The 20,974-nt window shown below is 32.7% G+C and carries 17 protein-coding genes and 1 pseudogene; 17 read left to right on the top strand and 1 reads right to left on the bottom strand.

Going from position 1 to position 20,974, the window contains the following annotated elements:
* The first annotated feature begins 168 nt into the window (after window positions 1–168).
* The 12 genes and pseudogenes from Q8X41_RS04410 (at window position 169) to Q8X41_RS04355 (ending at window position 13,990) form a co-directional block, all read left to right on the top strand.
* Window positions 169–1,608: a phenylacetate--CoA ligase family protein gene (locus Q8X41_RS04410; protein WP_397539046.1), complete on the top strand. Its 1,440-nt coding sequence runs from the start codon at window positions 169–171 to the stop codon at window positions 1,606–1,608.
* The gene (locus Q8X41_RS04405) at window positions 1,605–2,093 is read left to right on the top strand and encodes a hypothetical protein (protein ID WP_397539045.1); all 489 of its coding nucleotides are present in this window, start codon (window positions 1,605–1,607) and stop codon (window positions 2,091–2,093) included. Before Q8X41_RS04410 ends, Q8X41_RS04405 begins: the two co-directional genes overlap by 4 nt.
* Window positions 2,094–2,107: 14 nt before the next feature.
* Entirely contained in the window at window positions 2,108–3,322 is a 1,215-nt protein-coding gene (locus Q8X41_RS04400; protein ID WP_397539044.1) for an MFS transporter, read from the top strand.
* Between the two features lie 346 nt (window positions 3,323–3,668).
* Complete coding sequence (locus tag Q8X41_RS04395) at window positions 3,669–4,556, top strand: PhzF family phenazine biosynthesis protein (RefSeq protein ID WP_397539043.1); 888 nt, start codon at window positions 3,669–3,671, stop codon at window positions 4,554–4,556.
* A gap of 58 nt (window positions 4,557–4,614) precedes the next feature.
* Window positions 4,615–4,740 (top strand): annotated as a pseudogene (locus tag Q8X41_RS04390) (DUF2179 domain-containing protein); the annotation flags it as partial.
* 260 nt (window positions 4,741–5,000) lie between these two features.
* Complete coding sequence (locus Q8X41_RS04385; RefSeq protein WP_397539042.1) at window positions 5,001–5,273, top strand: DsrE family protein; 273 nt, start codon at window positions 5,001–5,003, stop codon at window positions 5,271–5,273.
* A gap of 40 nt (window positions 5,274–5,313) precedes the next feature.
* Window positions 5,314–6,594: an MFS transporter gene (locus tag Q8X41_RS04380; protein WP_397539041.1), complete on the top strand. Its 1,281-nt coding sequence runs from the start codon at window positions 5,314–5,316 to the stop codon at window positions 6,592–6,594.
* A gap of 692 nt (window positions 6,595–7,286) precedes the next feature.
* Window positions 7,287–7,955 carry a response regulator transcription factor gene (locus Q8X41_RS04375; protein WP_397539040.1) on the top strand — a complete coding sequence of 223 codons (669 nt, stop codon included), beginning with the start codon at window positions 7,287–7,289 and terminating at the stop codon, window positions 7,953–7,955.
* The gene (locus tag Q8X41_RS04370) at window positions 7,945–8,988 is read left to right on the top strand and encodes a sensor histidine kinase (RefSeq protein ID WP_397539039.1); all 1,044 of its coding nucleotides are present in this window, start codon (window positions 7,945–7,947) and stop codon (window positions 8,986–8,988) included. The genes Q8X41_RS04375 and Q8X41_RS04370 overlap by 11 nt, the downstream gene beginning before the upstream one ends.
* A gap of 49 nt (window positions 8,989–9,037) precedes the next feature.
* Complete coding sequence (locus Q8X41_RS04365; protein ID WP_397539038.1) at window positions 9,038–10,564, top strand: multicopper oxidase family protein; 1,527 nt, start codon at window positions 9,038–9,040, stop codon at window positions 10,562–10,564.
* Window positions 10,565–11,273: 709 nt separating this feature from the next.
* Window positions 11,274–11,480 (top strand): copper chaperone CopZ, encoded by a 207-nt coding sequence (copZ, locus tag Q8X41_RS04360; RefSeq protein WP_397539037.1) that lies wholly within the window; start codon window positions 11,274–11,276, stop codon window positions 11,478–11,480.
* A 92-nt stretch (window positions 11,481–11,572) separates the two neighbouring features.
* The gene (locus Q8X41_RS04355; protein ID WP_397539036.1) at window positions 11,573–13,990 is read left to right on the top strand and encodes a heavy metal translocating P-type ATPase; all 2,418 of its coding nucleotides are present in this window, start codon (window positions 11,573–11,575) and stop codon (window positions 13,988–13,990) included.
* A 219-nt stretch (window positions 13,991–14,209) separates the two neighbouring features.
* Here Q8X41_RS04355 and Q8X41_RS04350 read toward each other — a convergent pair whose 3' ends face one another.
* Window positions 14,210–15,121: a DMT family transporter gene (locus tag Q8X41_RS04350; protein ID WP_397539035.1), complete on the bottom strand. Its 912-nt coding sequence runs from the start codon at window positions 15,119–15,121 to the stop codon at window positions 14,210–14,212.
* A gap of 521 nt (window positions 15,122–15,642) precedes the next feature.
* On the opposite strand from Q8X41_RS04350, the gene Q8X41_RS04345 reads away from it, so the two are divergent.
* From Q8X41_RS04345 to Q8X41_RS04325, 5 genes are all read left to right on the top strand, one after another.
* A complete protein-coding gene (locus Q8X41_RS04345; RefSeq protein WP_397539034.1) occupies window positions 15,643–16,410 on the top strand; it encodes an ABC transporter ATP-binding protein in 768 nt (255 codons plus the stop codon).
* Complete coding sequence (locus Q8X41_RS04340) at window positions 16,397–18,331, top strand: FtsX-like permease family protein (RefSeq protein ID WP_397539033.1); 1,935 nt, start codon at window positions 16,397–16,399, stop codon at window positions 18,329–18,331. The genes Q8X41_RS04345 and Q8X41_RS04340 overlap by 14 nt, the downstream gene beginning before the upstream one ends.
* Window positions 18,332–18,346: 15 nt before the next feature.
* A complete protein-coding gene (locus Q8X41_RS04335; RefSeq protein WP_397539032.1) occupies window positions 18,347–18,703 on the top strand; it encodes a YxeA family protein in 357 nt (118 codons plus the stop codon).
* Between the two features lie 82 nt (window positions 18,704–18,785).
* Window positions 18,786–19,496: a response regulator transcription factor gene (locus Q8X41_RS04330; RefSeq protein ID WP_397539031.1), complete on the top strand. Its 711-nt coding sequence runs from the start codon at window positions 18,786–18,788 to the stop codon at window positions 19,494–19,496.
* Window positions 19,497–19,499: 3 nt separating this feature from the next.
* The gene (locus Q8X41_RS04325) at window positions 19,500–20,912 is read left to right on the top strand and encodes a sensor histidine kinase (protein ID WP_397539030.1); all 1,413 of its coding nucleotides are present in this window, start codon (window positions 19,500–19,502) and stop codon (window positions 20,910–20,912) included.
* Window positions 20,913–20,974 lie beyond the last annotated feature (62 nt).

Raw genomic sequence — 20,974 nt, 5'->3', positions numbered from 1 at the left:
CTATTTAAGTGATTTTTTATTTAAATAGTTACAATAAGGGTTTTTTCTCTGATTATAAACAGTTATTTAACCTATTTTATAATCAGTTTTTTTTTAGGCAGATAGTTAAATAGTTATTTAACTATTTAATATAGTTTTTAACCTAATAAATTTTACGGAGGGATTGTTTTGGATTTTATTAATAGTTCTCTTATAGAAAATGATTTTAGAGTATATGCTTATTCACATTTGGATGAGTTTCGAAGAGTTAGTAAAAAAGAAATTGATATTTATACATTGAAAAGAAACAAATTACTTAAATTGGTAAAGAATGCTTTAAAAGCACCAATGTATCAAGAAATTTATTCTGCAGATTTAAAAAAAGAAATTATTGAATGTAATGATCCTGTTTATTTTGAAAATTCTATATTCCCTAAACTATCAATTATAGATAAGAAGATAATACTGGATTATGGGATAAAGGGGTCTACTATTCCTATAAATGAATTCTATCATTATTATGAGTCTTCAGGTACAACAGGTAATCCAGTACCAGCCCCAAAAACCAAAGTAGATTATATTTGGAATACAACAAATATAGGAGAAATGTGGTCAGGATTTCTTAAAAAGGGTGATGTTGCTATTATTCTAATCAATAATCCTTTCGGTCCTGCTCCATATCAAATGGAAAAAATAATGGAGTACATAGGGATAATGTCTTATCGCCCATATGTAGATAATTTAACGGGCAGACATGACAGGATTTTGAGGTTAATGGAGGAAACAAAAACAAACGTTTATATTGGTCCACCATCAGGCTTAATGGAGTTATTTGAATATGCAAATAGGAATAATTTACCGAAACCAAGACTAGACAAATTTTTATTGCTTGGTGAACAATCGGGAATGAGTTTTTTGAATAGACTAGAACAATTAACAGGTGGCTGGGGATCAGTAGGGTCTTATGGTTCTTCTGAAACATCAACTATTACAGCAACATGTAAAGATAAAAAGTTACATGTTTTTGAAAATAGTCAGTATCTTGAATTACTTAAAGAAAATAATATTGTAAAACCTAAGGATGGGGGAAGCGGAGAACTAATTGTAACAACATTAGATTTTTTATCAAAACCGCTTATTAGATATAATACAGGGGATCTTGTTGATTTTGATTTTTCCAAATGTCCTTGTGGTTGTGAACTGCCAACTTTACAAACGTTAGGAAGATCAATCGATGTAATTAATTTTGGAAGAAAAGGTATCAATCAAGAGATGATTGAAGAAATACTTTGGTCCGATGATTTTATTGATCCAATTATATTTAATTATATAGTTCTTCTTAAAGATGATGATATTTTTATTTTCATAACAACAAGTGAATCTCCTTCTGAAGAATGGAGTAATAGATTAAATAATCGATTAAAGACTTTAATGAGAAGTGAAAATATCCTTGTTAAAGTTGTTGGAAAATTGCCTCCGTTAAATTCATTAGGAGGATATATCAGATGGAAGTTATCACGTGTATTAGATTTAAATGAGCAAAAGAATTGGTTAAAATTACCTGAACCTCTTAAGGAAATGGTTTATGCCTCTTTTGAACAGTTAAATAAGGAGCTGATTAAATTATGATTACTTTAACAGATAAAGAACAGGCTAATTTAATGTTGAACGTTTATTTTAAAACACAAGCAGCTATTGAAAAATATTTAGGTCCAGATAGATTAGAGGAATGGACTGTATATGTTGCTAAACAGTTCTCTGACAATATTAGAGAAACATCTAATTCTATGGAAGAGATTGAAGAAAAGGTAGTTAGAGAGTTGGCTGAGGTTCTGACTGTTTATGGTTCTGATTACGAGTATATAAAAGAAGATGGCCACATTTCTTTAGATGTAAAACGATGCGGGATTTTTAATTATAGAGGGAAGGCTCAGGAAAAGGGTGTTGAACTTACTCTTAAATTACCATGTGAATTTTGTACAGATTTTAGAAATAAGGTAGCGGAACAACTAAATGTGGAAGGTTTATCTTATTCATTACATGAATGTGGCTGCAAATGGACAAAAACTTTAAGTAGTAAAAATGAGAATGATCAACCATTATTTTATAAATAAAGGGGATAAAAAAATTGAAGTCTAAAAAGGCCAGTACATTTATTCTAACTAATTCATTAATTATAGGAATCTTTTTACTTGGTACAGATAATCTTGTTATTGGTCCTTTAGTTAACCAAATCTCAAAAGATATTAACTCATCACCCAATAATGTTACATTGGGAATTACTTTATATTCACTTGCTTATGGGTTCTTTGCTTTATTTTTAGCACCAATTTCAGATATTTATGGGCGAAAAATAATTATTGTAATTTCATCTTTATTTTTTGGAATAACTTGCTTTGGTATTTCAATGTTTCATGATAATACATCATTCCTGTTATTTAGATTCTTAAGTGGGGTAGCGGCAGCTGTCCTGGGTCCAAATCTATGGGCATATGTTAATGAAATTTTTGAAAAGGGAAAAAGAGAACTTGTTACAAGTTGGATGATGAGTGCTTTTAACTTAGCGACGGTGCTTGGTGTGCCAATTGGATTATTTGTTTCAGGAATCTTTGGTTGGTCAGATATGTTTATTATTATTGGTATTTTATCAATAGTAATATCGTTATTATTCGGAAGATATGGTGAAAAAAATACATCAAGCAATACAACTTTTACATTTAGAACTCATTTTGCAAATATAAAAGGAGCATTTAAATTAAATTGGAAATTGTCATTAAGTATACTTTTTGCTTCAGCTGCATACCTTATGGTTTATCCGTGTATTAATCTATGGTTAGATAAAAAAGGTGGTTGGACAATTTCAGAACAAACAGTTGTATTTTTTGTAATAGGTTTAACCGGATTTATAGGTAACATAATAAGCGGTTTTGTCTTACAAAAAAGTTCTCCAAGTAAAATTTCAAGAATATTCTGGGTTATGCAGAGCTGCATAATTATTATCCTATTTTTAACAACCTATTTAATAGGTAATGCCTATTTATTCATAGGTTTAACAGCAATTTGGACATTTCTTACTGGGGTTGGAAATACAGCGTTTATCACGAATGTTGCTTCTAGAGCCGGAAATATACGAGGAAGTGTTATGGCTTTAAATAATAGTTCTATATTTCTCGGATTTACTTTAGGTTCCTTTTTGGGAGGAGAAATCTGGGGACTAACAGAGAATATCGGGTTTAATCTACTATTAGCAATAGCAAGCTCATTATTTGCTGTTTACTTTCTTTTTATTAAAGAAAAGAAAATTTCATTATCATCTGAAATGGTTAATGAAAAAGGTGCTTAATTAAAGAGAAAAAATGTTAGTAAAAAGCGATTCACAAATGAATCGCTTTTTTTGTAAATATCGGTTATCGGAAAATACATCTACCATTGAGTTCATTTAGTGTCTTAGTTGTTTAATGCAATAACCTGTATAATAAAAGATAGTTCAGTAATCGGAATCAATTAAATAAAAAAGTTTCATCATAGTAAAGTTATTAAAAAATATGAGCCGATACTTCAAAATGAATAGTGTCGGCTCGTTTTATTTACGATACAATAAAAGTAAGGATTTTCATTCAATATTAGAATTGAATTATCTAATTGTTATTTTTATGGACTGATTTTTACGATTGAAGGAGGTAAGTATTTTGGCAAAAGTAAGTATAAAGCACATTGATGCGTTTAGTTCCATTCCAGAGAAAGGGAATCCAGCTGGTGTCGTATTGAATGGGGAAGATTATACAGAAAAACAAATGCTCGCTATTGCTACAGCAGTTGGATTTAATGAAACAGCTTTTGTTGTTCCTTCGAATGTTGCTGATTTTCGCATTCGTTACTTTACTCCTGGACATGAAATGAATTTATGTGGTCATGCAACTATGGGAACAGTTTATGCTCTAAGAATGAATGGATTATTAGAAAAATTAGCTTTTACAATTGAAACAAATGCAGGAGTATTGCCGATACAGATTCGTGAAGAAAATAATCAATTACTTATAACTATGCAACATGCGGAACCAAAGTTTCAATCATTTAACGGTTCAAAGGCTGATTTAGCAGCTTCCATTGGATTACGAGAAGAAGATTTACATTCAGAATATCCAATTGTCTATGGAAGTACCGGCATTTGGACCTTAATTATCCCAATTAAAGAGTTATCAAGCTTCTCAAAAATGACACCAAACACCGAAGAATTTCCGAAGGCTTTATTAGAGATGCCAAAAGCTTCTATACACCCCATCTGTTTTGAAGTGCGCGATCATGAAAATGATATGCATGCTCGTCATTTTTCATCTCCTTATTCGGGAACTATTGAAGATGCAATTACAGGAACAGCTTCAGGCGTGATGGGAGCGTATTATAAAAGGTATGTAAATAAAGATATTAGTTTACCTACGACACTTATTGTTGAGCAAGGACATGAAATCAATAAAGATGGACGAGTATATGTACATGTAAAAGAAGAAGAGCAACTAGACATCTCTATTTCAGGAACTGCTGTATTTGTTAAGAATATTGAGGTTGAAATAGAATAATTCTTTCCTCCTTTAACTTTAGGTGTAAATAAATTAATGAATGCAATTTCTAAGACGGGTAAGTAAGCAAGAAGTAATAAAGTTGAAACGGATTGTACAATCTACTGATTCGAATGATTTCATCGATGTACACGATTTTCGAGATGTGTTCGGAGAAGGATTTATTGATATTTCTAAAGCTTAATAAGAGGTTGTCTTATAAGAGTTAGAATTTCTTTTAATAAAGATCAATCTTAATACAACTATAAGAATCCATTTTGATCAATCTTTTTTCAAAATGGATTCTTTTTAATCATTGAATTTTACGTGTTATTAAGACGTTCTTGATCATAATTTATTCTTAAACTACGCGCTATTTGGATTTCAAATGGAAATAAATTAGGGGGGTAAAATAATCCGAGTTCCCATTAATACGAAGTAATCACTTTTTTCTGATGCAGGTATGTGGAAGAACAAGTAATAAATACGGCATTAAAGAGAGAACACAAAGTTAAAATTTTTTTAATGGGTGAGGCAGTTGAATGTGAAAATATTGAACATTCAAGGTTTAAAGTTAAGGAAGAAATGAATAAATTTCAGGAACTAACGGGGGAGCTTTTGGCTTGTGGAACATGCTTAAAATCGAGATTACTAGATGAGACATCTTCTTGTCCTATTTCTACAATGGATGATTGTGTGAAAGTTGTAGAATGGTCAGACAAAATGGTTACGTTTTAATAATCGAGATAAATAAATTAATAGAAGAAGGTGTTTATAAGTGTCTGATAAAGTAAACGATTCAATTGAGAGTTATATAGATTCACCGGAAAAGCTCAGGAGCTTATATAGACGCGTGTTGCTCGTTGTAAGTCTATCACAAATTTTTGGTGGGGCTGGTCTTGCAGCAGGCATTACTGTAGGTGCTCTTTTAGCACAGCAAATGCTTGGAACGGATGCTTATGCAGGAGTTCCGTCAGCTTTATTTACCCTAGGATCAGCTGGTGCAGCTTTAATTATAGGAAAAATTTCACAACGTTACGGACGTCGTACAGGTTTATCAACAGGTTTTATTGTAGGTGGACTTGGAGCAATTGGTGTTGTGATTGCTGCCATACTGAATAATGTATTTCTTTTATTTGCTTCCCTTCTAATTTATGGTGCAGGAACTGCGACAAATTTACAAGCTCGTTATGCAGGGACTGATTTAGCGAACAATAAACAACGTGCAACTGCAATTAGTACTACAATGGTTATGACAACATTTGGTGCTGTCGCAGGTCCGAATCTTGTAGAAATCATGGGTAAATTCGCTGTTTCCATAGGTATTCCAGCTTTAGCGGGACCATTTATTTTATCGGCAACAGCATTTATTTTAGCAGGTCTTGTGCTTTTTATTTTGTTGCGTCCAGATCCATTAGATATTGCAAAAAGAATAGCAGCATATAATCAGGAAAACGATCATGGAAATAAATCGGGTTCTGTGGATTCTGTTGGTATAACAATAAACAAAAGAGGTCTTACAGTAGGTGCAACAGTTATGGTGCTGACTCAAACTGTAATGGTTGCAATTATGACCATGACACCGGTACATATGAAACATCATGGTCATGGTCTAGCCGAAGTAGGTATTGTTATTGGTTTTCATATAGGGGCAATGTATCTTCCATCACTTATCACAGGTATCCTTGTAGATAAAGTGGGAAGAACAGCCATGAGTATAGCATCGGGTATTACATTGTTATTCGCTGGTTTATTAGCAGCATTCGCACCAAGTGATTCAATGATTTTGTTAGTAATTGCTCTTATTTTACTTGGATTGGGATGGAACTTCGGCTTAATTAGTGGTACTGCTCAAATAGTTGATTCTACAGAACCATCAACACGTGCAAAAACACAAGGAACAATTGATGTGTTTATTGCTTTAGCAGGAGCTTCTGGCGGTGCTCTTTCGGGGATGGTAGTTGCTAATACAAGTTTTGCTACTTTGTCTTTTAGTGGAGGACTTTTATCTTTAGTCCTCATACCTGTTGTGATTTGGGCCCATAAAGGTAGATCATAATTGTTGGAATTGTAATAGGTTTAATCATATTCTTAAAACCGAAAATAAGATTGTTCTGGAAAATTATCTCTTCTTTTATAGCTCTTTTTTGTGTATGTTTATTAAGTTTACTTTTAATTTCACTATGAATAACATCGATGTAGTCATAAAATAATTGCATTTGATAGGACTAATTTAAGTAATAACGAGGGTTGTAAGTACATGTTTAAAATACTAAATTACATACAAAATAAGATTCTGTATAAAGTATCATGTAGCTTTTAAACTCGATCCATTATTCATGGGTCGAGTTTTTTTATTATTTTCCTATTAAACAACTTGCTAAATTGTTCTTATTTATTAAAATCCTCAACGATCTCTACATTTCTAGAAATCATTTTACCGATAGAGTGAGATTCATCCTGTACAAAAAGTAGAGGTTTTTGTCATACCTTCATTAACTAGTTGAACAATTTCATCATGAATTTTTGAAGTTCGAGTTGAAAAAATGTATATTTCAGTTTGTCAAATATCTAATAATACAACAGTTAATTTATTTAGAGGACTAGCCTAGAACAAAAAAACAATTAGACGGTGTCTGCAAAAATGTTAAAGTTGTCAGTGGGTTCCGGCATAGCGACAAATATTGAAGTAAATAGAGTATATTTTAAATATAGGTGTTGAGATCCATAGAAAGTAGGTGGAAATTAAGCATGAAAGTATTAATCGTAGATGATGAAGAAAAAATTACAAATGTATTGGTATCTTATTTTGAAAAGAATGGAGATACCACTTATGTTGCACATACGGGCGAATCAGCAATTCAAATAGCGGATAAAGTACCTTTAGATATGATTATTTTGGATTTAATGTTACCAGATATGGCAGGGGAGGATATATGCCAATACGTAAAGTTGAATTATGAAATTCCAGTAATAATGCTAACAGCAAAAATCTCGATTGATGATAAATTAAAGGGATTTGAGATAGGTGCAGATGATTATGTAGTAAAACCATTTCACCCTAAGGAAATATTAGTGAGAGCTGAAAGGCTATTACCTAATTCACACAAAAAGCAAATAATTCAATTTGGACAGTTAAAAATTCACAAGAATGAAAGACGAATATTATTAAATCAAGAAAGTATTCAGTTAACACAGCATGAGTTTAGTATCTTACTGCTATTAGTCGAAAATCCTAAAAAAGTCTTTAGCCGAGATGACATTATTAAAAAAGTGTTTGGATTTCATACAGATATTAATCCTCGTGTTGTTGATCAACATATTAAAAATATCCGAAAAAAAATAAAGAATGAATATATTCAAACCGTTTTTGGCCTTGGATATAAGATGGATGAAAAGGTTGTGGAAAATGAAATTTAACATAAAAGTTGCATTCATCATAGCGATTTTCACTTTAAGCATGCTTTTAATTATCACGGGTATTTTGCTTTATAAAGGTCATGAACATTTAATGATGCTTCATCTTACTGATTCTCAAGAAGTCATACACCATTTTGATATGGCATTAAGGGAAACTGCATTTTGGTCTATAGCATTATTACTTATTGTCATCCTCATTTCTAGTTTATTAATTGCACGGGCATTAGCAAAGCCCATTCAAGAAATGAATAATTTCGCATTATTTCTTGTTCAAGGAAAACGTAACTTAAGAATAAAATACACAGTCGATGATCAAATTGGCCAATTAGGTCAATCATTATTAAAACTTGATGAAACATTAAGAACCTATGAAATTCGAAGAAAAGAAATGACACAGGATCTTGCCCATGAAATTCGAAACCCATTGGCATCGATTAAAAGTTATTTAAGTGCTTTTGAGGATGGTGTTTGGACAGCTACTCCAGATCGTTTGCATGCTTGTGTTGAGGAAATAGACCGACTAATAGCCCTCGTAGGTGAATTAGATACCTTAAATGATATTAATAATCCTACATTTAAAGTGGTGAAAAAAGAACAGGCAATAGCAAATCTAATTGAGAAATCTGTTATAGGGATAGCCAGTGAATTACTTGAAAAAAAAATTCAGCTAGAATTGGATTTAGATAAAACAATCTGTACTAAAGTTGACGAGCTCAGGTTAAATCAAATTCTTCATAATATCATAAAAAACGCTATGTACCATGTTCAAAAAGAAGGTCTTATCTCCATAAAATTATTAACAGAAGACAACTATTTTAAGATTCTAATACACGATAATGGAGTAGGAATGGATAAAGAAACAAGTCAAAAGATATTTGATCGAAATTATCGGGGGGAAAATCGCTATGCTGGCAGTGGAATTGGGATGACAATAACCAAAAAACTTGTTGAGGCACATGAAGGTACAATTTCAGTAAAAAGTCATATAAATGAAGGGACAACCTTTTATATAAAAATGCCTCTTTCTACATAATTTCTACACAACTGTTTTGTATGATAGGTGCGAAAGGACGTGTTGAAATATGAAGAAAGTGGCGCTTGCGAGCATTATTGTTAGTCTAGGGTTACTAGGAGCTTGTAGTCAAAGTAATGGAGATTCATTATCTAATAAGGAAATGAAGGGGATGGATCATTCATCTATGAACATGGGTGGCATGAATCATTCATCTAAGACTATGAGCGGAATGGATCACTCATCTATGAATATGGGCCACCAATCAATGACGGAATTAAAAAGTAGTCTTGGCAAAAATGAGTTAACTTTTCCAAAATTATTAAATCCAGATCAAAAAGATAACAATTCCATTTCCTATACAATTCGAGCTCAACAAGGTACTTCAGAAATATTTGATGGCATTAAAACAAATACGTATGGTTATAATGGGAATTTTCTAGGACCTGTGATTCGAGTGGAAAAAGGAATGAATGTCACAATTCATTTAGTAAACGATTTAAAAGAAGATACAACTTTTCATTGGCATGGACTTGAAATTCCGGGTAACGAAGACGGCGGCCCGCATAAAGTGTTAAAGCCAGGAGGAACAGAGACCATTCATTTTACAGTCAATCAAGATGCAGCAACACTTTGGTTCCACCCACATCCAATGCATGAAACTGGAAAACAAGTATTCATGGGCTTATCGGGATTACTTTATATTGATGATAAGAATAGCGAGACCTTGGATATTCCAAAAACTTATGGACAAGACGATCTGCCAATTATTCTTCAAGATAAAACATTTACAAAAGATAAACAACTGGATTATAACAAAGTATTGAATCAAGATGGAACGACAGGTGATACTCTTTTAATTAATGGGGTTGTAAATCCAAAATTAACAGTTGACCGTAAAAAAGTTCGTTTACGCATTTTAAACGGTTCTAATATGAGAACGTATACGCTGCATTTTAATAATGGTATGGAATTCCAACAAATTGCAAGTGATGGTGGTTTTTTAAATGAGCCGACTAAGACAAAAGAGATTGAACTTGCACCTGCAGAAAGAGCTGAAGTAATTGTAGACTTAGCAGATGTGAAGGAAAATGAAGTATCACTAGTAAATGAAGAGAACAAAACAATTTTGCCGATTCATTTAAAAGGAACAAGCGAAACATCCAACAAAACGATTTCACAATTAAATCACCTTAGAATTTCCGATGAAGTAAAGAATAAAAAAGTCACAAAAACCATCAAATTGGCCGGCATGGGGAAAAATGTGACCATCAATGATCAAAAGTTTGACCCGAATCGAATAGATTTTACACAAAAACAAAATGAAACAGAAATTTGGGAAATAGAAAATGTAAATGACGCTATGGGGGGAATGAACCATCCATTCCATATTCATGGCGCTCAATTCCAAGTGATATCAATTGATGGTAAAGAACCACCAGCTAATTTATCTGGTCTAAAGGATACAATATCATTAAAACCAGGACAAAAAGCAAAAATTGCTGTTAAGTTTACGCAAAAAGGAATTTATATGTTCCATTGTCATATTCTTGAACATGAAGATAATGGCATGATGGGACAAATTAAGGTGGACTAAATAAAACAAACAATATAGATTAAGGTAATAAGCCATTTTGAATTATTTATTTCAAAATGGCTTAATCTTATTTCCAAGAGATATTCTATGATGAATAACCTCTTTTTCTTTTTCTAATAAGTTTGGTTTCTAAAGCATAAGGGTATTTTACTTTTTAATCTATAATTCTTTACATAGGGTAGGGGGGTATGGTAATATTAAAATTGAAAGGAGGATATATCTGGAATCAGAAATGGAAAATGAAATAATTTCTGATGAAAATTTAAGTTTAAGTTTAAGAACTCAATCCTTATTCTGAGCTTATAAAGAAAATTGAAGGATAGGTTCGTGAAATAAAGAGATTAATTGAAAGAGATTCTTAGTGTGATGATGTTATCAACCAAATTCTGCAACTCAATTTGCGTTGAATAATGTTGAAAAAATCTTACTTGAAACAAAGAATGTGTTCGTTAAGAAGCGGAAGATGGCGACTCCTGCGGGAAAGCGAGACAGGTGAGACCCCGCAGGAGCGTAAGCGAACGAGGAGGCTCACCGCTCGCCCGCGGAAAGCGCCATCTGGAGCGGCATATTAAGCAAATATTATAGTTGAAGTATAATCTGAATTATATGATTGTATATTAAGATAACATTCGCGTTTATCAGTTAGAAAAGCATTTATGAAATTGATTCAAGCATTCAAAAATTAATGAAAAATAAAGGAGAAGATATTATGGAAAACATTACGTTAAGCGTAAAAGGTATGTCATGTGGTCATTGTGTAAATTCTGTCGAAGGTAGTGTAGAAAGTTTAGAAGGTGTTGAACAAGTTAAGGTGCATTTAGATACGGGTAAAGTTGATGTTTCATTTAATCAAGAAAAAGTAACAATTGATAAAATTAAAGAAACAATCGATGATCAAGGTTACGAAGTCGAATAATATAGTGAAATGATAAGTGAAGAGTGCTGAGAAAGCACTCTCCTTTTATAAAATATATATACCCCCTAATCGTATAGAAGAGGTGACATTAAATGAGCAGCGAAACAAAAGAAACAAGTTTACAAATTACCGGAATGACATGTGCTGCCTGTGCTACAAGAATTGAAAAAGGGCTGAAGAAAATGGAAGGTGTTGAAGAAGCAAGTGTTAACTTAGCTTTAGAAAAGTCATCCATAAAATATAACCCTGAAAAATTAAGTGAACTAGACTTTGAAAAGAAAATTCAAGATCTTGGATACGGAGTAGCAAAGGACAAAAAAGAATTTGCTATAACGGGAATGACATGTGCTGCCTGTGCTACAAGAATTGAAAAAGGACTAAATAAATTGGAAGGAGTATCTAGTGCTTCTGTCAATTTGGCTCTTGAAAATGCTACAGTGGAATACAATCCTTCTGAACTATCTGTCTCAGATATAATATCTCATGTAGAAAAGTTAGGCTATGGAGCAATCTCCAAAAATAGTGAAGAAGATGTAGTAGATCATCGTCAGCAAGCCATAGAAAAACAACAAAGAAAATTTATCTTTTCGGCTTTACTATCTCTTCCTCTACTATGGACAATGGTTGGGCATTTTTCGTTTACGTCCTTTATCTATACTCCTGAATTTCTAATGAATCCATGGGTACAGTTGATATTCGCAACCCCCGTCCAATTCATTATTGGAAAACAGTTTTATGTAAGTGCCTACAAAGCAATACGTAATAAAAGTGCTAACATGGATGTCTTAGTTGTACTTGGTACATCAGCTGCTTACTTTTATAGTCTATATCAAGCAATTATTACAATTGGGCAACATAATATGGCACAGCTTTACTTTGAAACAAGTGCTGTATTAATAACTCTTATTTTGCTCGGTAAACTTTTTGAGGCGAAAGCAAAGGGACGTTCCTCTGAGGCAATCAAAAAGCTTATGGGGCTACAGGCTAAAACAGCACTAGTATTAAGAGATGGAATCGAAAAGGAAATTCCACTTGAAGAAGTAGTTATTGGAGATACGATTTTAGTAAAACCAGGTGAAAAGATACCTGTTGATGGTGAAGTTATTGAGGGAAATACAGCTGTAGACGAATCAATGTTAACTGGTGAAAGTATTCCAGTAGATAAAGCAACTGGTGATTCACTATTTGGGTCTACTATTAATAAAAATGGTTTCATTAAAATGACAGCAACGAAAGTCGGAAGAGATACAGCACTATCTCAAATAATAAAAGTCGTGGAGGATGCGCAAGGTTCAAAAGCACCCATCCAAAGATTAGCAGATAAAATTTCGGGGATTTTTGTACCGATCGTCATAGGTATTGCGATTGTTACATTTTTAGTGTGGATTATTTGGGTAGATCCAGGAGAGTTTAAACCAGCATTGGAGGCTTTAATTGCAGTTTTAGTAATTGCTTGTCCATGTGCATTAGGTCTTGCAACGCCTACTTCGATTATGGCTGGGTCTGGTCGAGCAGCAGAATTGGGTGTCCTATTCAAAGGAGGAGAACACCTAGAAACTACTCACCATATTGATACCGTGGTAGTTGATAAAACAGGAACTGTAACAAACGGTAAACCAGAATTAACTGATGTATTTGTAGCTAATGGTATTGATGAAGATGAATTCTTAACTTTAGTCGGATCCGCAGAAAAACCATCTGAACATCCACTGGCAGAAGCAATTGTAGAAGGAATTCAACATCAAGGAATACAATTGCAACTTGGTCAAAACTTTGAAGCAATTCCTGGTCATGGTGTCAAAATAGTTGTTAACCAAAAAGAAATCCTTGTAGGAACTCGTAAGTTGATGGAAGAAAACAACGTTGATATTTCTATGGTTCAAACTAAAATGGAGGAATTAGAAGCTGAAGGAAAAACAGCCATGTTAGTAGGTGTAAATGGTGAATATTGGGGATTAATTGCAGTGGCAGATACAATTAAAGATACTTCTCAAAAGGCTATAAAACGATTGCAAAAGATGGGTATTGAAGTAATCATGATAACTGGTGATAACAAACGTACAGCAGAAACAATTGGTCAGCAAGTCAGTGTGGATCATATTATTGCAGAAGTACTTCCAGAAGGTAAAGCAGAGGAAGTAAAGAAACTTCAATCTCTTGGCAAAAAAGTAGCTATGGTAGGAGACGGTATCAATGATGCACCGGCATTAGCAGTCGCAGATATTGGTATGGCAATCGGAACAGGGACAGATATAGCAATGGAAGCTGCAGATATTACTCTAATTCGAGGCGATTTAAATAGTATTGCAGATGCAATAATTATGAGTCGAAAAACTATGAGAAATATTAAGCAAAATCTATTTTGGGCATTTGCCTATAATACACTTGGTATCCCAATTGCTGCTGCTGGACTCCTTGCACCTTGGGTGGCTGGTGCTGCTATGGCGTTTAGTTCCGTATCAGTTGTATTAAACGCTTTAAGATTGCAAAGAATCCGTTTAGAAAAATAGAGTAATTGATTGGAACTGAGTTCAAATCTAATTTAAATAAAATATCTAAACTCTATGTAAACAATTAAAGCAAAGGCATAGCCTTTGCTTTTTTGTTTTTATTTACATTCTAATGATTAGTACCAAGCTTTGTTTTCTTTTAAAAAGTGCTAACAACAGAATCTTTGACTTCTTGCAATATTAATAAAAGTAAAGTTGCCCAGCCAAAAGGCTGACCTTTTAGTGATATCTTAACTTTCTAAATAAGAATATTTTCAATTCTTTTGTTGCAAAGTATGAGAATAAATAACAACTTGTTACCACGATGGCACTACCGATTCCTTGTATCCAAGTCATTTGTTCACCTAAGAATAAACAAGCTAAAATCGCTGTAAATATTGGATTGAAATTTAGAAAAACGCCTGAAGTCGTAGAACCTAATTTTTGAACACAAATATTCCAAAGTATCATACAAACTACAGTTGAGATTACGCCTGTATAAAGAATAGCCCCTAAGAAAGAAGTATTTATATTTGAAACAGTAAAATTAGGAATGCTCATAGGTAGGAGAACAATCAATCCAAAAATGGCAGAGGACAAAGTAGATATCAAGACTGAAGTTTTGGTCATAGCCCATTTGGTGCATATCGTAAATAGGCCCCATACACATACAGCAGCGATCATCCATAAATCTCCTGCATTAAAATTCATTGAAAGCAAGTAGTGTATTTGCCCTTTTGAAAGTACAAGAAGGACACCAAATAGAGAAAAAATCATTGAAACAAATTGCAACAAATTAATTTTTTCTTTCAAAAATATAAATGAACAAACAGCGATGGAAATCATATTTAACGATGATATTAATCCAATATTTGTCGCGGTTGACTGCTTTAATGCTAAAAATTGCAAAAGGTTAAATAGAACAACACCTGTTAATCCCATTAAAAACAAAGGAAGCAGAGCACTTCGAGGTGGCAATATCTTTTTTTCCTTCCACCATACAAGAGGTACGAGGCAAACGACTGCAATCATATACCTTAGCGTCGTCAGGGTGATCGGTGAAGCATGTTCAACTAGAGATTTACTCACAACAAAATTTATTGCCCAAAATAAACAAGTTAAAAGCAACAAGACATAATACTTAATCAACATTTCTTCCATCCTCCCCTTCAAATATCATCGTTCTAAGTTCTATCCCTTTTCGTCTTATTTCAGTGATGTAAAACTTTTGTTTTAAATAATTTTAACATTTCTATCCGAAAACGGTATTTTTTTCTGTTTAATTGGATAAATTCAAAATAATATTAAGTTATTATATAGAATTACAAAATAAGATTTAGTTTTCGTTATTTTTTGGGGGGACATATGAAGAACTGTAAAGTATGAGGGTTAAGGACATTTGTTTACTATCTAATGGGTATAGAGAACCTAAACCTACAAAGCAAAAATCGAAAATAAAAAATAGATCAGTTCCTTATTTGGATACTGGTCTATTTTTTATTTTTGTCAATTAATTCTACTTTGAATAAGAAGCCTTCAGGTGTTATCTCTATGAGAGATAACACTAGAAATTCGGGGATTTGCTGTTTTTAAGGTTTATTTAAGGTTTAAATTAAAATGGTGTAAGGTTCAGGGGTTATTATCATCTTTGTAGTTTACAAGGAGGATCACTAATGAAAACAATCTTACAAGCCAAAAATGTTCAAAAGGTATTTGGAGATAAAGAAAATCGCTATATAGCACTTGAAGATATTAATTTAGAAATTCGAGAAGGTGAATTTGTTGGAATCATGGGGCCATCTGGTGCTGGTAAATCAACACTTCTCAATATTTTTTCGACAATCGATACACCTTCATCAGGAAAAGTTATTATTGATGGCCAAAACATTGTATCTATGAAGGAAGAGCAACTATCAGACTTTAGAAGAAATAAACTGGGCTTCATCTTTCAGGATTATAACTTACTTGACACATTAACTGTAAAGGAAAATATTTTACTGCCACTTGCTTTATCAAAAGTAGCAGTAAGTGAAATCAATCAGCGAGTTAATGAGATTGCTGATACGTTTGGAATCCGTGGAATTTTAAATAAATATCCCTATAATATCTCTGGTGGTCAAAAGCAACGAACAGCAGCATCTCGAGCGATTGTTACGAATCCAAGTTTGATTCTAGCCGATGAGCCTACTGGTGCGCTCGATTCAAAATCAGCAACAAGTTTACTTCAAAATTTAAGTACATTAAATGAGAAAAACAAATCAACGATTATGATGGTAACTCATGATGCATTTGCTGCCAGCTTTTGTAAACGAGTGATATTTATTAAGGATGGAAAACTCTTTACTGAGATTTATAAAGGAGAGCAATCCCGAAAAGAATTCTTCCAAAGAATTTTAAATATCCTCGCTTCACTTGGAGGTGAACAGGATGACCTTATTTAGTATCGCCAGAAAAAATATAAAAAACAACTTTACGAATTATTTCTTATATTTTGCTTCGATGATCTTTAGTATCGTTATCTACTTCACTTTTGTTTCATTAAAGTATGATGAAACGATTCAAGCGACTTCTGATAGTTCACCAAAAATCAGCTCAGCATTTAGTGGAGCAGCAATGGTATTAATGATTTTCGTAGCTATCTTTATATGGTACTCTAACGCTTTTTTTACTAGGAAACGCAAACAAGAAGTAGGACTGTATTCTTTACTAGGTGTGGGTAAAAAACAAATCGGTCGCATGCTATTTTATGAAAACTTTATTATGGGGATTTTGGCACTTATCGTCGGGATTGTGCTTGGAGCACTATTATCTTCGTTCTTTGTAGAGCTATTAATGAAAATCATGGGTTATGAAGTCATTCCAAATTTCACTATTTCTTATGATAGCATCATCAATACTGTCATCGTGTTCTTGATTATTACAATGCTTACTTCCTTCCAAGGATATCGCTTAATTTATCGTTTTAAATTAATAGAACTATTCAAAGCAGATAAAGAAGGGGAACAAGAACCAAAAGCATCAATCTTCATTGCATTACTATCCATCATTTTAATCGGTTTTGGTTATTGGCTTGCCTTACAAAACATAGCCACTTCAGATGCATGGAAAACATTAGGCTTCATGGTAACACCTTTAGTTATCATTGGTACGGTTATTTTAGGAACGTATTTGTTATTCAGTACTTTAACGGTTTATTTACTAAAAATAGCACAAAAAAATAAAAAAAATTACTGGAAAGGCATAAACTTAATCGGAACTTCCCAGCTTCTATATCGAATTAAAGGGAATGCTCGTACATTAACGATTATTGCCATTCTTATTGCCACAACTTTATCTGCGGTAGGGACAGCATACAGTTTTTATTACAATAATCGAAGCAATGCGGAAAAAGTAAATCCAAATAGCATGATGTTTATCGATAATGATGCGAACGTAACAAAACAAATAAAGAAGATCATTACTAACGATAAAAATCATAAAATCGAATATCATGAAACCATTTCAACACTTCGAGTAAATACAGACATAACAAATCTAGAAGCGCCATTCTCAAATAATATAATGCAATATACCGTTATTTCTAACAGCAACTTTAATAAATTAGCAAGGGATCAAAAAAGAAATGACTTAATGACATTACATGGGAATGAAGGAGCTGCTTTAGAACCGTTTTATATGGAAGGAATATCCCCAAAATATGTTGGTGAAACCATTACGTTTAATTTGGAAAGACATAATGTGGAAATGACTTTTAAACATGTAAAAAAATACAGTGTTTTAAATAGTTCTACTGCTTATTCTGTCCTTGTTGTCAGTGATGAATTATTCGCGAAAATGGAAAAAGAAGCAAAGTTAGAAAATATGGAAGTATATCATATTTCTAATCAAGATGAAGCGAAACAATTATCAAGTAGCCTTGAAAAGGTTGTAACGGATAAAGCTCAATTTTCAAGCTTTTATTCTGATTATACAGCTGGATTAGAATCATCAGGTTTAATGATTTTCATGGGGGGATTTTTAGGTCTTGTCTTCCTTGCAGCAACAGGTAGTATTATCTACTTTAAACAATTAACAGAAGCAAACTCAGACAAAGGGCGTTACGAGATACTTTACAAAATTGGTGTTAACAAAAAAGAGATTAAGAAATCGATCGCTAAACAAGTCATGTTTATCTTCGCTTTGCCTTTGGTAGCTGGTATCGTCCATTGTTCCATAGCATTAACCGCTTTATCAAAATTAATGCTGTCAAACTTAGTAGTTCCAGTAGCTATTTGCACGGGAATTTATACATGTATTTATATTGTTTATTATTTCTTGACAGTAAATGCTTATTACAAAATTGTAACTAAAACAAATAAATAGAAAAGGTTGATTCAAATGAAAAAATTATTTATTCCTGGTGCAATCCTAGTATTGATAGTAGGATTTATCATATTTATTCAAAATGTTAATATTAATAGACTTGGTTCAGATAGCTATTATGTTCAAATTCAAGGTCCTGGTGAAAAGATTGAAGGAAAATCAGATGATGGTCAAGACTATGTTGATTACAAATATGTATTATTTGGCTATGATAAAAAAGGAAATGAAAAAAAGCTTACATTTACAGCAATTAAGCAGCTGCGCCAGGATGCCTATCTAAACTTGTTTGTTAAAGAAGACAAAGGTGTCACATCCTATCAAGAAGTTCAATTAAATGAAATTCCTAAGAAAGCAAAAGAAAAATTAAAGTAAAAATGATTCCTAGAGAACCTGATTTTCAATTAGGTTCTCTCTTTTACATAATAAACGAAAGAAAGATAGTGAGGGAGATCAAATGTCGTTCATAAATAAAAAAATTTTAATTATAGATGACGAAGAAGATTTATTGAAATTACTTAAGACCGTTTTGCAAAAAGAAGGTCTAGAAAATATCTATACTGTTACAACAGCTAAAGGTGGATGGCATCAATTTCAAGAAATACAGCCTGATCTTGTTTTACTAGATATTATGTTACCTGATGGAGAAGGTTATGATGTGTGTAAACAAATAAGAAATATTTCAAAAGTACCCATACTTTTCTTATCAGCAAAATCAGAGGAAATTGATAAAATTGTTGGATTTGCGATAGGTGGAGATGATTATATTACGAAGCCCTTTAGCCCTAAAGAAGTTGCCTATCGTGTAAAAGCACAATTACGAAGATCGTCTTTTCTTCAAGTGGAGAAGGAAGAAAGTCCGATTATAAAGGCAGGTCCTTTTGAATTAAATGAACAACGAGCTGAATTGAAAAAGAATGGAGAAACGATTGAATTAAAACCTAAAGAGCTCGGAATAATAACCCATCTACTTAAAAACCCTAATCAAATTATGAGTAAAGAAAGTCTTGTCAACAAAGTATGGGGGGAGGACTTTATCGGCTTTGATAATACGGTTATGGTCCATATTAGAAGATTGCGTGAAAAAATTGAAGACCAGGCTTCAAATCCTCAATATTTAGTAACGGTAAAAGGGTTAGGTTATAAACTTGTTATAAAGGATGAATAATGCATGAAATGGAAATTAACAGGGAGATTTCTTTTCTCAGTTGTTTTAATTGTTATTTTAGTTATCATCATAAATATTGTTACCTTTTTGACATTGTTTATTGTCGAATCTGCTTTTCATATACCGGTCTTCCATGGAGAAAAAACTGAATCCGCTGAATCTTTTACAAGGGATTTTAAGAAATATATAACGATGTCCAATAATAACCCAGTCATTAGTGATAAAGGAAAAAGGGAACTTATTGATCGTAAAGCATGGATACAAATATTAGATGAAAATGGAAAAGAGCTATATGGCTATAGATTGCCTAAAGCGATAAAGAAAAAGTATACTCCTTTAGATATTGTCAATGCGTACAAATATGTAGAAGAGGATATATATGCTACGGTTTTTGTTAGTGGAAAAGAATTGAATCATCATAATAATAGTTATCTTATTGGGTTTGAGAGCCCTTATGTTAAAAAAATTACATGGACTTATGATTCCCGAGATCTGATGCACAATTTTAAAATAGGGAGTATTCTTTTATTACTGATTGATGGCCTCATTGCTTTATTGATTGGGTATTTTTTTAGCAAAAGACTAACCCAGCCACTCTATACATTAATTAATGGAATTCAACGACTAGCAAATAAGGAATATAATCTGAATTATGAACCTGAAGGGGTTTATAAAGACGTTTTTTATAATGTCAATCATTTATCTTATCAGTTGAAAGCGATTGAGAAGGAAAGGGAAAAATTAGACAAAATGAAAGAAGAATGGGTTGGGAACATTTCACATGATATTAAAACCCCCCTTGCCTCAATTCAAGGCTATGCTGAGATGATGAAGGATAAAGAATACGACTTTTCAATAAAAGAAATGAGAGAATATGCGGAAATAATTGAACGAAAGTCACTCTATTTAAAAGATGTCGTTGAAGATTTAAATTTATCAATAAGGCTGAAAAACGAAAAGCTATCTTTAAATAAAACGAAAACGAATCTTGTTGAATTATTAAGAAGTATCGTAATCGATATTTTAAATGATGCAAAGTACTCAACAAGGCATATCGACTTTCAATATACAGAAGAAAAAATTGATATGGAGGTTGACGAATTACTCATTCGCCGAGCCATCAATAATTTGATTTATAACGCCATTGTCCATAACGATGAAAATATCCAAATAACTGTATCTATCGAGAAAAAAGAACGAGTTCACATCATCATAAAAGATAATGGGAGAGGTATTAAGAAAAAAGAACTCGATTACATTTTTGACCGATACTACCGTGGAACAAATACTGGTGAGTCACATAAAGGTTCTGGGCTGGGAATGGCTATTGCCAATGATATTATTCGAACCCATAATGGAGAGATTACAATTGATAGTATGGTTGACTATGGGACAACGATTGAAATTCAATTATAATTAAAGGAAGTTAAAATTAAAGCTTTGCTCATTATAAGAAAAATGAAGTTTCAGGAATTCAG

The sequence above is a fragment of the Rummeliibacillus pycnus genome (assembly GCF_044359855.1).
Taxonomy (GTDB): domain Bacteria; phylum Bacillota; class Bacilli; order Bacillales_A; family Planococcaceae; genus Rummeliibacillus; species Rummeliibacillus pycnus_A.
This window is presented reverse-complemented; position numbering and strand designations above follow the sequence as displayed.

Coding starts and splice junctions, on each gene's coding strand:
- Q8X41_RS04370 (WP_397539039.1), top strand. CDS start 7,945: ATGAAATTTAACATAAAAGTTGCATTCATCATAGCGATTTTCACTTTA.
- Q8X41_RS04330 (WP_397539031.1), top strand. CDS start 18,786: ATGTCGTTCATAAATAAAAAAATTTTAATTATAGATGACGAAGAAGAT.
- Q8X41_RS04375 (WP_397539040.1), top strand. CDS start 7,287: ATGAAAGTATTAATCGTAGATGATGAAGAAAAAATTACAAATGTATTG.
- Q8X41_RS04335 (WP_397539032.1), top strand. CDS start 18,347: ATGAAAAAATTATTTATTCCTGGTGCAATCCTAGTATTGATAGTAGGA.
- Q8X41_RS04350 (WP_397539035.1), bottom strand. CDS start 15,121: ATGTTGATTAAGTATTATGTCTTGTTGCTTTTAACTTGTTTATTTTGG.
- copZ (WP_397539037.1), top strand. CDS start 11,274: ATGGAAAACATTACGTTAAGCGTAAAAGGTATGTCATGTGGTCATTGT.
- Q8X41_RS04345 (WP_397539034.1), top strand. CDS start 15,643: ATGAAAACAATCTTACAAGCCAAAAATGTTCAAAAGGTATTTGGAGAT.
- Q8X41_RS04365 (WP_397539038.1), top strand. CDS start 9,038: ATGAAGAAAGTGGCGCTTGCGAGCATTATTGTTAGTCTAGGGTTACTA.
- Q8X41_RS04405 (WP_397539045.1), top strand. CDS start 1,605: ATGATTACTTTAACAGATAAAGAACAGGCTAATTTAATGTTGAACGTT.
- Q8X41_RS04340 (WP_397539033.1), top strand. CDS start 16,397: ATGACCTTATTTAGTATCGCCAGAAAAAATATAAAAAACAACTTTACG.
- Q8X41_RS04325 (WP_397539030.1), top strand. CDS start 19,500: ATGAAATGGAAATTAACAGGGAGATTTCTTTTCTCAGTTGTTTTAATT.
- Q8X41_RS04355 (WP_397539036.1), top strand. CDS start 11,573: ATGAGCAGCGAAACAAAAGAAACAAGTTTACAAATTACCGGAATGACA.